The organism is Rossellomorea sp. SC111 (assembly GCF_024733565.1).
Taxonomy (GTDB): Bacteria; Bacillota; Bacilli; order Bacillales; family Bacillaceae_B; genus Rossellomorea.
This window is the reverse complement of record NZ_JANIOC010000003.1, coordinates 78,966-92,879: the sequence shown is the minus strand read 5'-3', so window position 1 is coordinate 92,879 and position 13,914 is coordinate 78,966. Positions and strand designations below refer to the sequence as shown.

The following is a 13,914-nucleotide window of genomic DNA, read 5'->3' as shown; positions in this document are numbered from 1 at the left end:
ATTCCTCCAATGGGAGTGAACGATTTATGGGAGAAACCATACATATTTATCATACGAACGATCTTCACAGTCACTTTGAGAACTGGCCAAGAATCAGGGATTTTTTACAACAGAGAAAAGAGAAGCATGTAAATGACGGTGAGTCTGTGTATCTATTTGACATCGGTGACCATGTGGACCGCTGGCATCCATTGACAGAAGCGACGTTGGGAAAAGGGAACGTTGATTTATTAAATGAAGCTGGGTTCGATGCTGTAACAATCGGCAACAATGAAGGAATCACATTGGATTATGATGATTTAAACAGCCTGTATGACAGTGCCCGGTTTGATGTGATTGTAGGAAACCTGCTGGATCGTTCCTCACGGCGTCCAGAATGGGTGGAGACTCACCGGATATATGAGACGGGAAGTGGTATGAGGATTGGCGTCCTCGGTTTAACGGCCTATTTCAAACCATTTTATAAAGCTCTCGGCTGGAACATTACCTCCCCTTTGGATGAACTTAGGGAGTTGGTTCAGGAGGTTCGCCAAAGCGTCGATATGATCATACTCCTTTCCCATTTGGGGATAAGGGATGACGAGATGATCGGTGAACAATTTCCTGAAATAGACGTTATCCTGGGTGCCCATACTCACCATGTCCTGCCTCAGGGGAAAGAGGTGAATGGCACCATGCTCGGTGCTGCAGGGAAATATGGTCATTATGTCGGTCATGTGAGGATTGAGGTGGATACAGACACCAAGCAGGTCATGGAAAAGAAGGCACGACTATATGAGCAGGGGGAACTTCCGGCCGTTATCAGGGAAGCGGAGGAAAGAGATCAATGGTTCCGGGACGGGGAGGAGCTATTAAAGCAGGAAGTGACCTGCCTGACAAACGCATTCCCTGTTAATTGGTTTCAGCCATCTCCACTTCCTGAAATGCTTTGTGATGCACTAATGGAGTGGTGTGGAGCTGATTGCGGTTTCCTTAATGCCGGTCTTCTCATAGAGGGACTTGACGAAGGAAGGGTGACAAAGCAGGATTTGCATCGCATCCTTCCACACCCCATCAACCCTTGCATGATCCGGATGAAGGGAGCTGAGCTGAAGGAAATCATTAAGCAGACCCTCAATGAAGACTGGCCGCATCTTGAAGTGAAGGGACTTGGTTTCAGGGGGAAAGTGATGGGGAGGTTCGTGTATTCGAATATCCATTTTGAAGACCATGACATCTTCATCGGAAACGGTCCGATCGAGCCCGGGAAGATATACAAGCTGGCCCTGCCGGATATGTTTACATTCGGCCACTTTTTTCCGGACCTCCAGAGGCTTGAGAAGAAGTACTTTATGCCGGAGTTTTTACGGGATGTCCTCGAATGGAAATTGAAACAGTAAATGTCTCACCGTTTCCACACTCATGACATACATATGAGTGAAGGGAGCGATGAACCATGATGAATGTATCTCCGATTTCCATTGGGGGACATACCTTTACAGCGATTTCTGTTGCACTTCCGAAAACCAATCTCCTCGTCGTGACGAGTGAAAAAGGATATATAATGTGTGGGGCACTTGATGTTGCACTGCTGAATGAAAAATTAAAGGACAGGGGGATCATCGCAGGAAGAGCGGTTGGTGTGAAAACCATCGATCAGCTCCTCGATGCGCCACTGGAGTCCGTCACCTACGAAGCAGCGAATCTCGGCATCCACACGGGAATGGCCGGAAAGGACGCACTGTTAAAAATGATATAGAACATAGAATGACCAGTGCTCATTATTGAGTGGCTGGTCTTAATTTTGGGAAGAAATAGGATGATTAGGGGGAAGTTTTGCTAATGGGTATATTTGGTATTTGGAAATGCTATTTTTTATACTTTCATTTGCTGCTATAAGAGTAATTGCGTCATTATATTTTAAATTGCGTCAAAATCAACCTCAATTGCGTTTATTTACAAAATAAGGAAATGCGAGTCTTTACCCAGTCACCCAGACCCTCCCACATTAAGGAAATTCCTCTTATTACCTCGATATTCTTTCATGAATATTTAAACAAATACACCTTGCAAGATCATTTTTATCCTTTATAATGGAGATACTAGGAAATTTTGTCGAAAAATGAAAGAATTACATAGGAGAATTCTATGAGGCTTATATCAACAAGGGCGTTGAAACCCGGCATGGTTCTAGCTACAACGGTATATAATATGAGAGGTCAAGCGTTGATTCATGATAATGTTCCCATTACAGAACGCATGATTTACAGATTGCAGGAGCTTAGTATTCAGTATGTTTATATTGAAGACTCTCTTTCCAGTGGAATCCATGTGAAAGGGACCGTTTCGAGTAAAGTGAGACAAGAGGCGGTTCAGAATATCGAGATGGCCTTCAATCAAATAAGCACATCCAAAGAGAAGCCAAGCCTCCTTGTGATTGAAGATAGTGCTTCTCAATTAAAGCAGGTGATTGATGTCGTCCTGTCCGAGGTAAAGGCGAATCATGATCTTCTGACGATTTTGACAGATGTGTTTACATACGACTCCTATATTTTTCATCATTCATTTAATGTTACGTTATATACACTTTCCATCGGTCTTGAACTAAAGCTTTCACAGAAGCAGCTGGAGCAGCTCGGGGTTGGGGCGATCCTCCATGATATCGGTAAGATGCTTGTACCGGAAGAAATCCTGTTAAAGCCTGGGAAGCTTACGGAAGATGAATTCTGCGAAATCAAGAAACACTCTGAACATGGCTTTGACATTTTGAGACAGCTTCATTCAGTGTCCCTGATCATCGCACACTGTGCCTATCAGCATCATGAGAGGCTTGATGGCTCCGGTTATCCGCGGGGGATCAAGGGTGAAGATATTCATCCCTTCGCAAAGATCATCGCTGTGGCAGATGTATTCGACGCCATGACGTCTAATCGGGTTTACAGGAAAGCGATGCTTCCCCATCAGGCATTGGAGGTCTTGTATGCGGGATCTGGATCCCTGTTCGACCCACATGTGATCGAAGCCTTCCGGTCATCGGTCGCGATGTTTCCGAATGGCATGATCGTGGAATTGAATGATGGACGGAAAGGAATTGTCACCGATCAAAATAAAGGGGTGACAGACCGCCCTGTAATACGGATCATCGAAGAAGATGGTCAGGAGTTAGTCTCGCCTTATCCAATCGATTTAAGCAAGGAATTAGACAAGGTGATCACAGGCTTTGATCCGGATTATGAACCGCAATCTCTTAAGATTAAATAAATTTTTGCGTTAAACCCCTCTTACAATGCATACAAATAGCTTGTAAGGGGGGATTTTTTTGTCAAAGTTCAAAACCTACAAACCCCGAAGAGGAGGTCCGCTGCCTTTTCGACATGTCATGATCATTACGTTTCTATTCTTTATGATGTCAACGGGATTCGGATTGTGGATCATTAACAAAGGGCTGAAGCCGACTCTCCTTGCTTATGCCGAAACACAAACGAGCAGGATCGGTACCCTGGTGATTAACAAAGCGATCAATAAGAAGATTGCCGATGTTCTGGATATTTCGGATATAACAGAAGAAGTGAAGAACTCAGAAGGAGATATCGTTTCGTTTAAATATAATACACAGACGATCAACAGGGTCCAGGCAGAAATCACGAATCTAGTACAACAGAATCTTCAGGAAGCAGAAGCGGGGAATATTGAAAATCTTGAATTCCTCACTGAGGTGGAAATTGATCAAGGGAAGTCCAAAACATCAAAGGGCATTACCTATTCCGTTCCTTTGGGCCAGGCGACGAATAACGTATTGCTCGGGAACCTGGGGCCGAAAATCCCGATCCGTTTTCATTCCATCGGTGATGTACGATCCGATGTGAAAACGACGGTAGAGCAGTTCGGGATCAATAATGCCGTTGTGAAGGTATTTGTGGAGCTTGAAGTGAACGTGCAGATCATCATCCCGTTTGCGACGAAAACCGAAACGATCAAGCAGGATATCCTGGTTGCGATGGGTACCGTTCATCTGGATGTACCGCAATTCTATAACAGTGGTGGAGGGGGATCGAGTCCTTCCATTGAATTTCCCACAAATTAGTCAGGAAAAAAAGTTGTCAAAAGAATGATAGTTTGTTATATTAATAAAGAAAATTTTATAACACACCACATCATCAGTCCGATGGGGTAGAGGCGCAGGGTTCAAGAGTAATCTGTTCGAGGATGACAACTGAGAAAACAGATGAAAGGGAATCTTTGCCGAAGTAAATATGCTTGTCGAAGGGATATTTGCTGGGGTTGTCTTGAAGAAGGATAACACTGTCATTATAGGGAAATCTCTATAATGGGGAGCTACAGATCGTGATGGAGCACTTAAATTACTTACTAAGGTAATGATAGCTTCTCTATCGTTGCCTTTTTTTATTATCCTCTGTCATGCTACGATGGTTCCCCCCCTATCAAATAGGAGGAGGACACTATGGAAAACACGATTTACTCATTATTACCACCCCTTTTAGCCATTCTTATGGTTATTCTCACAAGACGGGTTCTACTTTCATTGGGAGTGGGAATCGTTGCGTCTGCCTTTCTGTTGGCAGATTTCTCAATCACGAAAACATTCAGCTTTATGTGGGACGCCTTTAAGGGCATCTTTGTCGCAGACGGTGGACTTAACACCTGGAATGTCTACATCATTTTCTTCTTACTTATTCTTGGTATCATCACAGCATTTGTGAATATTTCAGGCGGTAGCCGCGCATTCGGTGAATGGGCGATGAAACGTGTGAAGACAAGACAGGGTGCACAGCTTTTGGCTGCGGTATTAGGTATCATCATTTTTATTGACGACTATTTCAATGCCCTTGCTGTCGGTCAGGTTTCAAGACCCATTACGGATCGTCACAGAATTTCACGTGCTAAATTAGCCTATATCATTGATTCAACATCGGCTCCGATCTGTGTCGTTTCCCCGATTTCAAGCTGGGGAGCATACATTATCGGGATCATCGGCTCCATTCTTGCTACTCACAATATCACGGAGTACACGGCATTCTCAGCATTCATTCAAATGATTCCAATGAACCTATATGTATGGGCAGCAGTTCTGCTTGTCATCATGGTCGCCTATAAGGGGCTCGATTTCGGTAAAATGAAAGAGCATGAAGTGCGCGCCCTTGAAACAGGAGATCTTTATGATCCGGGCAAAGAAATCCCCGGAGAATTGAAAAATGATCTTCCAGTCAGCTCAAAAGGTTCGGTGGGCGATCTTGTCTGGCCGATCGTTGCCCTTGTCATCGGGACTGTGTCCATGATGCTGTGGACTGGGTATCAAGCGGTGGGATCATTTGACCTGCTGCCGATTTTTGAAAATACGGATGTAACCAAATCATTATTGTATGGTGGATTATTCGGACTTCTAATATCCCTGATTTTCTTCCTTCGCCAAGTCAGCTTGAAAGGAATTGAAGGGAGTGCCATCGGGACAGCTGTAGTGGAAGGGATCAAGTCGATGCTTCCTGCTGTTTACATTCTGATCTTTGCATGGACGATCGTGACACTGATCGATCAACTGCAAACGGGTACGTATCTTGCCGGTCTCGTTGAACAATCAAGCTTACCGATGCAGGCGTTACCGGTCATCTTATTCCTGGTTGCCGGAATCATGGCTTTCTCAACGGGTACCTCTTGGGGATCATTTGGTATCTTACTCCCGATCGCCGGAGAAATTGCTGCAGCGACAGATGTAAGTATCTTACTTCCTGCCATGGCAGCGGTACTTGCCGGATCTGTATTGGGTGACCATTGTTCACCAATTTCGGATACAACGATCCTTTCATCTACAGGAGCGGGAAGCAACCATATCGATCACGTGATCACCCAGCTTCCATATGCCGCTATCGGTGCAGTTGTTGCAGCCATCGGTTACCTTGTATTAGGATTCACCGGCAGCACCATCCTTGGTCTCGCGGTTGTCATCATTTTGATCCTTGCCTTTGCCTTTTTGTTCGGTGAAAAAGCAAAGCCTGCATCTGCAGAGTAATTCAAAAAAACCAGAAGCCTACACAGCTTCTGGTTTTTTTATGTAATCAAGCCGATTTCCCCGCATGATTCCATCGCCACCCATTCTCCAAAATCCGACAAAATTCTTATTGTGAAATAGTACTGTAGAAATTTGGTTAATTTCTCAATAAAACACTAAAATAAAGCTTTGACAATTGTCCTGGAACTAGCTATACTGACTTTAGATTATAAATAATCTGAAAATATAAAAATTTCAATTACCTCAAGGCAGGTAGTTGGAAAGAACTAGGGGGGAACAACATGGAGAATCGTGCACAGTTTGGTACACGGGCAGGATTTATTCTTGCAGCTGTCGGTTCAGCAATCGGATTAGGGAACATTTGGCGTTTTCCGGCAGTAGCGTATGAAAATGGTGGGGGAGCATTCTTTATTCCTTATTTATTCGCTCTTCTAACAGCAGGTATTCCATTATTAGTACTTGAATTTACAATTGGTCATAAGTTCCGTGGTTCAGCACCGTTATCTTATTACCGTCTTAATAAGAAAACAGAATGGCTTGGCTGGTGGCAGGTTTTAATTGCCTTCGTCATTTCCACCTATTATGCCGTCATTATCGCATGGGCGATGTCGTACAGCGTATTTTCTTTCAATTTAGGCTGGGGGAAAGATACGGAATCATTCCTTTTCAGTGATTATTTAAAGCTTTCAGTGGACGCAGGCCAGACGGGAAGCGTGGTCCCCGGGGTATTCATCCCTCTAGTCATCGTATGGGCAGTCACGCTTGGTATTCTTTTCAAGGGTGTAAAGAAAGGAATCGAAGTAGCGAATAAAATCTTTATTCCAGCACTTGTTATCTTATTCTTAATTATTGTTATTCGCGCTTTAACATTACCTGGAGCGATGGATGGTCTGGATGCGTTCTTCAAGCCGGACTTCAGTAAAATTGCCGATCCTGGCGTGTGGGTGGCGGCATATGGACAGATTTTCTTCAGCTTATCCATTGCCTTTGCCATCATGATTACGTATTCAAGTTATTTGCCAAAGAAATCGGATATTACGAACAACGCGTTCATTACAGGGTTCAGTAACTCAGGCTTCGAGTTATTGGCAGGTATCGGAGTATTTGCTGCACTTGGTTTCATGGCACAATCACAAGGTGTGGCAGTGCAGGATGTAGTAAGTGGCGGTGTGGGTCTGGCGTTTGTTGTCTTCCCGCAGATCATTAACGAATTTCCGGCGTTCAACGAAGTCTTTGGTTTCCTATTCTTTGCTTCACTCGTCCTTGCCGGATTGTCATCATTAATTTCCATCTCGGAAACATATGTAGCCGCTGTTTCTGAAAAATTCGGGATTTCCCGCAATAAAGCCGTCCTATTCGGTGGCGGACTTTCAGCCGTTATCTCCATTCTTTTTGCCACACAGGGCGGACTGCTGTTCCTTGATGTAGCGGATTACTTCATCAACCAATTCGGAGTGGCGTTTGTCGGGTTAGTGGAAGTAGTCGTGATCGCCTGGTTCCTTCGTAAATTGGGAGCATTCCAATCCCATGCGAATGGAATTTCCGATATCCAACTTGGTGCCTGGTGGAAAGTATGTCTTGGCGTCATCACTCCGATTGTCCTTGGATGGATGATGTTCGGTCTATTCAAAATGAATTTGTTAAAAGAATTTGACACGGAAACAGGAAACTACGAAGGGTATTCAGATACCTTCATTCTCTATAGCGGATGGTTCGTAGCAGCCTTTGCCATCATTGTAGGGGTTGCCTTCGGATTTAAACGCTGGCATGCCAAGACAGAAGCTGATAGTTATAAGGAGGTAAGCTAACATGACTGGTAGCGCGATTGCTATGATGGTTGTAGGAATGGTCATCATCTGGGGTGGATTAGCAGCTAGTATCATGAACGCTGTTTCCAAATCAAAAAAACAGGTATAAGAAAAGAAGCAGACGATGGAATCTCCATTGTCTGCTTTTTAGTGTTTCCTGCTTTTGATCCTGTCCTGGCGTTCCCACATTCTTAAGTGGGGATAGGGATCGAAAGACCATTCCGTCAGACCATTATCCTTATACATTCCATAATGTAAGTGCGGAGGGAATTTTCCTGACGTTCCCGGAGGTCCATATCCTGAGCTTCCGACTCCACCGATCACCATTCCTGGCTCAACCACTTGTCCGACATGAAGATCTTTGGCGAAACCACTCAAATGGGCGTAGTAATGATACGTATTATTAATGTCACGTATTCCGATACGCCAGCCTCCATAACGATTCCAGCCTTTCATTTCGATGATTCCATATGAGGTCGCCCTGACAGGAACCCCATAATCAGCAAATAGGTCCGTCCCTTCATGGATCCGTCTTCCGCCCCATCCCCGGGCATCTCCCCAAGTGTTTCGGTAACTATAGTTGAATCTCAGGGGGAGTGGAAAGGCTTTTTGATTGAGATGAATCGTTCCGTACTGTTTATATATTTTGGCATTTCCCATAATGATACTGACGGTTTTATCCCGTTTGTAATAATCCCAGAGGGCAAGCTTGAAGTTGTCGTGATCAATGCCGTAACGGAGTATAAAGTCGGTTAATGCGGCAAGAATATCTTCATCACTTTTCAGGCTTGCTTTACCGTCATGATCCCCGTCCCGACCGGCTCCATTGAAAAGAGCGATCGTTTCAGGATTGTCATCTTCGGGGTGGGGGTTCAAAGGACCGACCCACTTTTCTGGCTCCATATAAATCGAGATGAAAGAGGATGGTTTATCCCTGTCTTTACGGACGAACCGGAGACTGCGTTCATACTGATCAATGGCAGCCAGGTAGTACCAGGGGATATGCGTCAATGCCTCGCTCTTTTGAAATAATTCCATTCGTTTCGTGTAAATCTGTTCGTCCGTAAGCTTTTCTGCTGCAAAGCCCTGACACGGACTGATCGCTAAGAAGAAAACGATGCAAAAGATCAATCGTTTGTACAAAATCATCCCTCCATTTTTAGGGGCCTATTAGTAGTTTGTATCGTTCCGGGGGATTCATAATCATCAATAAATGGTAATAGGGCATCACATGCTTGTTTTCACTTTTTTAGTATGATAAAGTGACAAAAGAAGTATATTGATGATGGCTTTTTTTACATAGGATGAACGAGACAACGTTTCACTCTTTGCCTAAGTCAGAATTATTTAGGATTGGAGATGAGGGGTATGAGTAAGAAAGATGAACACATTCGTAAACCGGATTGGCTTAAGATTAAGCTGAATACGAACGATAATTATATGGGTCTGAAAAAAATGATGCGGGAAAACAATCTTCATACAGTTTGTGAAGAGGCTCGTTGTCCTAATATTCATGAGTGCTGGGGAACGAGACGTACGGCAACGTTCATGATCCTGGGTGACATTTGTACACGTGCCTGCCGTTTCTGTGCCGTTAAAACAGGTCTACCGACTGAATTGGACTTGCAAGAGCCTGAACGCGTTGCGGATTCCGTACAATTAATGAACTTAAAGCACGTCGTCATTACAGCGGTTGCCCGTGATGACCTGAAAGACGGCGGTTCAAAAGTCTTTGCTGAAACCGTCCGCGCTATCCGTCGTAAGAGCCCGTTTACATCCATCGAAGTACTGCCTTCTGATATGGGTGGGATATTCGATAATATCAAGACATTGATGGATGCTAAACCTGATATCATGAATTACAATGTCGAAACGGTTCGCCGTCTGACTCCAAGAGTTCGAGCCCGTGCGACTTACGATCGTACATTGGAATTCCTGCGCCGTGCGAAAGAATTGAATCCGGACATCCCTACGAAATCAAGCATTATGGTCGGTCTCGGGGAAACGAAGGAAGAAATTCTTGAAACGATGGATGATTTACGTGCCAATCATGTAGACATCGTGACATTAGGTCAATACCTGCAACCATCGAAGAAGCACTTGAAGGTTCAAAAATACTATCATCCTGATGAATTTGCCGAACTTCGTGAAGCGGCAATGGAAAAAGGCTTCAGCCACTGTGAAGCCGGCCCGCTCGTTCGCTCTTCTTACCATGCCGATGAGCAAGTGAACGCAGCAGCGAAAGCCCGACAAGCTAAGGGTGAGCAGGAAGTACAGAACGCATAATTCAGAAATACAAAAGGACTGACCTGAAGGAGAAGCTCTCTGACAGTCAGTCCTTTTTGTAGATGAAGTTTTTCGAGATGTCCAGCTCCGGCGGGCTAGAGGCTCGAGGTCATAAGTCAAATCAACCAAAAAGGCAAAGAACGCCTTTCCGGTTGATTCGTCTTATGCTTGTCGGGGCTGAACGAGCCGCCTGCGCTTTTCTTTAGTCCATCATATTATTATCAGTATAGTCATTCCGTTTCTGACGATCCATATTGATTTTATGGGTATCATCATCACGCATTTCGTATTGATCAGATGTCATTTCACCGTTGGCGTTTTCACCTGAGTCGACATTTCTACCTTGTGGAGAGTCTTTAAGCATCAAGTTGATGGTATCGTCAATGGCTGTATTCGCGTTTTTGCTGTCACTATCCATTTGGGCCAGGTTTTCAACATTTCGCATTAACGCTTTGTCATCTGTCACATAGACATGGTACCAGCGCGGAATGACCGACATAGCTGTTTTCTTTACCTGGTCGGCTACTTCGAAGCGTCCTTGTTTATCTTTTTTGTCGGTCACATAAGAGACCAGAACTTCTTCGTCCGTCACGAGGGTCGAGCAATCTTTCACGTCAGGAAGGGCGACGCCCATTTTGCTGATGCTGTCGGCTACCTGCTCGCGATTGATACTGTACATATCCTTCGTGGAAATGTTTTGACCACCGGTAGGGCTCTTCTGCTGGCGGACATAACCAAAGTCTTCCCCGCGGTGGGCCCCTTTTTTGGTCCAGCCATTTTCGTTATACAGGTCTTCCCTGTCACTTACGTTAATGGTATTCCCGTTGTCGTGGAACATTTCCTCATTGGCAGTGTCGATGCCGTTACAGGCTGTCCCGATTAATGTGATGCCGAGGACCGTTGTACCTAAAAGTAATTTATTCAACTTAAACACCCCCTATTTAGTAGGGTGACCATCTCTTATGGTAATTTTTCATAGTAATTAATGGACAATCCGTTATAATTTAAAATAAGGAAACGAAAGTGGGTGGACAGAGTTGATTTGTGTGCAGAACACGTGCTACGAAATCGTCGAGGAATTCAGGGACGGATTCAACGAGGAAGCTTTCAAGGAGAGATATAGCGATATCTTAAGTAAATATGATTTTATTCTTGGTGACTGGGGATACGGACAGCTCCGATTGAAAGGATTCTTCGATGATCACAATCAGAAGGCTTCTTTTGACACGAAGGTGAGTACCCATAAGGATTACTTATATGAATACTGCAATTTTGGGTGCGCTTATTTTCTCGTGAAGAAAGTCAATAAATAATCATGAAAAGGAACAAACGACGATGGTCGTTTGTTCCTTTCTTTTACTTGTTTTCAGTATACGGCGGTTCTTCATTCACATCCGGGTCGGCATGAACAGGATGTGATCCGGGTTCCTGACGAGGTATATCCTGATGCAGGGATTTATTCTCGTAGTTGAAGGCACTATAATACCGTTGTCCTTCTTCCCATGGAGTACTCTTGTTTTCAACAGGGGTGTGCTTCCCTCTGGGAGCTCCATATGGGCCTTCCGGAAGTGTTTCGGGGACGAGGAAATTACGGTATGTTTCTACATTAGAGAAGTCACTGTATACTTCTTCTTCTTTGTCATAGGATTTCCGGTCTTTGCTCATTTTATCTCCCACCTTTCATACCTTTAGTATGTGAGCGGGAGGCGGAGTTCATTCTCTCGAGGGGCCATTTGGATCAGAGGATGATCTCACCTAAGAAGTCCCTTAATTCATCTGCTTCTTCCCCGGTCAATTTAAATACGCTCTCAACATAACCGGGTTCATCAAGGTCATCTCTTCCCATGATGGCAAATCGACTGCCCTGTAGGTCCAGAACCAATGATTTTCCGTAATACCTTTCCGTTTGGGTAATGGCCAGGTCGTACCGCTGGTTTTCCCCCATGAAACTCACGAATCGCGTTCGTGTATTTTCTGTATCGTCATATAAATAAAAACGTTCACTCATCAAGATGTCCTCCTCTATTTCTGCTTATTTCATCATATCAGACTGAGACGGGAATTGCAGGATGTACCTGTATGGGTCTGGTGAAATTATGTTAAAATAAGGTGTCAGGTTATTGTTAAGAGAGAGGTGAGCAGCATGTATTTCGTAGACAGGGAAAAGATTGAAGAAATATTGACCTATATGGATCAGCAGTTAAACATATTTAGTCGTCAAGAACAGTGGAACGCAACACTGGAAAAGTTGGCCCTTGAAAGGGTTGCCCACGTCATCATTGAATCCATCCTGGACGTAGGGAACAGCATGATCGATGGATTCATCATGAGGGACCCCGGGAGCTATGAGGATATCATTGATATTCTTCTGGATGAAAAAGTGATCACAGATAAGATGAGCGAAGACCTTAAACGCCTCGTCGAACAACGTAAACCACTGGTCCAGGCATATACAACCGTTGATCACAAGCAATTACATACCATCCTGGAAGAAGTGTTCCAAACACTGAACCAATTCCCACAAAAGGTCCGTAACTACCTTGAAAATGAACTGGGCCCCGTATCGGCATTTAAAAACTAAACGTATTTGACAGCGCTTTCCTAAAAGAGGATGCGCTGTCTTATTTTCTTTAGAGAGCAACGTACTTCAGTAGACTTTATAGCGAAGCAATTAGAAATATTGGACATACTAACCACAACATTTGGAGGTAGATGATGAAAGAATATAAAGGGTATTTAATTGATCTTGACGGAACGATGTATAAAGGGAAGGAGAAGATCGAAGAAGCGGGGGATTTTGTGAAACGGCTGCAGGATAAGGGCTTACCTTATCTGTTCGTGACGAATAACTCTTCAAGGAGACCGGAACAGGTGGCGGAAAAATTGCGTTCCTTTGATATACCCGCAACAAAGGAACAGGTATTTACGACTTCCATGGCGACGGCACAGTATATGGCGAAGGAAAAGCCTGAAGGAACGGCTTATGTCATCGGTGAGGAAGGAATACGCTCAGCGCTTGAAGAGAACGGCATTACACTGCGGAATGATAAACCGGATTTCGTTGTAGTGGGGATCGACCGGGAGATCAATTACGAGAAATTATCCCTTGCTTGCCTAGGTGTGAGAAACGGGGCAACATTTATTTCGACTAATGGAGATATCGCGATTCCCACTGAAAGAGGATTGCTTCCGGGAAATGGTTCCCTGACGTCTGTCGTGACTGTCTCTACCCAGACCGAACCGATCTTTATCGGAAAGCCGGAGTCCATTATTATGGAACAGGCATTGTCTGTGTTGGGAGTCCCGAAGGAAGAAACCCTGATGGTTGGGGATAACTATGACACAGATATCCTGGCTGGAATAAATGCAGGACTCGATACGCTGCTTGTTCATACAGGAGTTACAACAAAAGAGGCATTGACTCAAAAGGATATTCAACCTACCTATACAATTGAAACATTGGATCAATGGGATATATAGTATGAAAAAAGTGGAGGCTGACAGCAGCCTCCACATCTTTCATGACCCTGCTGAGTACTCAAGTAAAAGAAAATGTCTATAATTAGTTTAATTAGTAACATATTCATAATAGACAACACACGTTTGTATAAGTAAAATAGAACTAGTGTGAAAAGAAGTAAACAAAATACTATTTATACTAAGGGGACTTTTGTAGCGGTCCTTTTGGTAACGATATCTATGCCTCTATAGATATTGTTGTAAGAATAAGTAGTGAATGTACATTATACTCCTAATGAATTATGTGGTTTTTCCTCTAACTAACGATACTTTTTCCGTGACGCATATTTGAGTACC

Annotated in this window: 15 protein-coding genes and 1 riboswitch; of the genes, 11 read left to right on the top strand and 4 right to left on the bottom strand. The window is 44.1% G+C overall.

Annotation, left to right across the window (positions count from 1 at the left end; translation table 11 throughout):
- Nucleotides 1–26 precede the first annotated feature (26 nt).
- From NQ095_RS04485 to NQ095_RS04455, 7 genes are all read left to right on the top strand, one after another.
- Complete coding sequence (locus NQ095_RS04485) at nt 27–1,379, top strand: bifunctional metallophosphatase/5'-nucleotidase (RefSeq protein ID WP_258262293.1); 1,353 nt, start codon at nt 27–29, stop codon at nt 1,377–1,379.
- A gap of 56 nt (nt 1,380–1,435) precedes the next feature.
- Nucleotides 1,436–1,738, top strand: coding sequence for a YunC family protein (locus NQ095_RS04480; protein WP_258262292.1), 303 nt, complete (start codon nt 1,436–1,438; stop codon nt 1,736–1,738).
- A gap of 389 nt (nt 1,739–2,127) precedes the next feature.
- Nucleotides 2,128–3,240 (top strand): HD-GYP domain-containing protein, encoded by a 1,113-nt coding sequence (locus NQ095_RS04475; RefSeq protein ID WP_258262291.1) that lies wholly within the window; start codon nt 2,128–2,130, stop codon nt 3,238–3,240.
- A gap of 58 nt (nt 3,241–3,298) precedes the next feature.
- The gene (yunB, locus tag NQ095_RS04470) at nt 3,299–4,063 is read left to right on the top strand and encodes a sporulation protein YunB (RefSeq protein ID WP_258262290.1); all 765 of its coding nucleotides are present in this window, start codon (nt 3,299–3,301) and stop codon (nt 4,061–4,063) included.
- Between the two features lie 79 nt (nt 4,064–4,142).
- Nucleotides 4,143–4,325: riboswitch (Lysine riboswitch) on the top strand.
- 116 nt (nt 4,326–4,441) lie between these two features.
- On the top strand, nt 4,442–6,004 hold the full coding sequence (locus NQ095_RS04465) for a Na+/H+ antiporter NhaC family protein (protein WP_258262289.1): 1,563 nt from the start codon (nt 4,442–4,444) through the stop codon (nt 6,002–6,004).
- Between the two features lie 281 nt (nt 6,005–6,285).
- Entirely contained in the window at nt 6,286–7,812 is a 1,527-nt protein-coding gene (locus NQ095_RS04460; RefSeq protein ID WP_258262288.1) for a sodium-dependent transporter, read from the top strand.
- A 1-nt stretch (nt 7,813) separates the two neighbouring features.
- Nucleotides 7,814–7,921 (top strand): methionine/alanine import family NSS transporter small subunit, encoded by a 108-nt coding sequence (locus NQ095_RS04455; protein ID WP_201714229.1) that lies wholly within the window; start codon nt 7,814–7,816, stop codon nt 7,919–7,921.
- A gap of 38 nt (nt 7,922–7,959) precedes the next feature.
- Here the strand turns inward: NQ095_RS04455 and NQ095_RS04450 are convergent, their stop codons facing one another.
- Nucleotides 7,960–8,961, bottom strand: a complete 1,002-nt coding sequence (locus tag NQ095_RS04450; protein ID WP_375162807.1) for a M23 family metallopeptidase — start codon at nt 8,959–8,961, stop codon at nt 7,960–7,962.
- A 219-nt stretch (nt 8,962–9,180) separates the two neighbouring features.
- Between NQ095_RS04450 and lipA the strand changes: the two genes are divergently transcribed.
- Nucleotides 9,181–10,098 (top strand): lipoyl synthase, encoded by a 918-nt coding sequence (gene lipA, locus NQ095_RS04445; protein ID WP_258262287.1) that lies wholly within the window; start codon nt 9,181–9,183, stop codon nt 10,096–10,098.
- Between the two features lie 202 nt (nt 10,099–10,300).
- Here lipA and NQ095_RS04440 read toward each other — a convergent pair whose 3' ends face one another.
- A complete protein-coding gene (locus NQ095_RS04440; RefSeq protein WP_258262286.1) occupies nt 10,301–11,032 on the bottom strand; it encodes a YhcN/YlaJ family sporulation lipoprotein in 732 nt (243 codons plus the stop codon).
- Nucleotides 11,033–11,135: 103 nt separating this feature from the next.
- On the opposite strand from NQ095_RS04440, the gene NQ095_RS04435 reads away from it, so the two are divergent.
- Nucleotides 11,136–11,411: a YutD family protein gene (locus NQ095_RS04435; protein ID WP_113968994.1), complete on the top strand. Its 276-nt coding sequence runs from the start codon at nt 11,136–11,138 to the stop codon at nt 11,409–11,411.
- 43 nt (nt 11,412–11,454) lie between these two features.
- Here NQ095_RS04435 and NQ095_RS04430 read toward each other — a convergent pair whose 3' ends face one another.
- Together NQ095_RS04430 and NQ095_RS04425 are read right to left on the bottom strand one after the other, a co-directional pair.
- A complete protein-coding gene (locus tag NQ095_RS04430; protein ID WP_258262285.1) occupies nt 11,455–11,763 on the bottom strand; it encodes a cytosolic protein in 309 nt (102 codons plus the stop codon).
- Nucleotides 11,764–11,836: 73 nt separating this feature from the next.
- On the bottom strand, nt 11,837–12,106 hold the full coding sequence (locus tag NQ095_RS04425) for a DUF3055 domain-containing protein (RefSeq protein ID WP_258262284.1): 270 nt from the start codon (nt 12,104–12,106) through the stop codon (nt 11,837–11,839).
- Nucleotides 12,107–12,241: 135 nt separating this feature from the next.
- Here NQ095_RS04425 and NQ095_RS04420 point away from each other — a divergent pair, with 135 nt between their 5' ends.
- Entirely contained in the window at nt 12,242–12,679 is a 438-nt protein-coding gene (locus NQ095_RS04420; protein ID WP_258262283.1) for a DUF86 domain-containing protein, read from the top strand.
- A 134-nt stretch (nt 12,680–12,813) separates the two neighbouring features.
- Nucleotides 12,814–13,578 carry a TIGR01457 family HAD-type hydrolase gene (locus NQ095_RS04415; protein WP_258262483.1) on the top strand — a complete coding sequence of 255 codons (765 nt, stop codon included), beginning with the start codon at nt 12,814–12,816 and terminating at the stop codon, nt 13,576–13,578.
- The last annotated feature ends 336 nt before the right edge of the window (nt 13,579–13,914 follow it).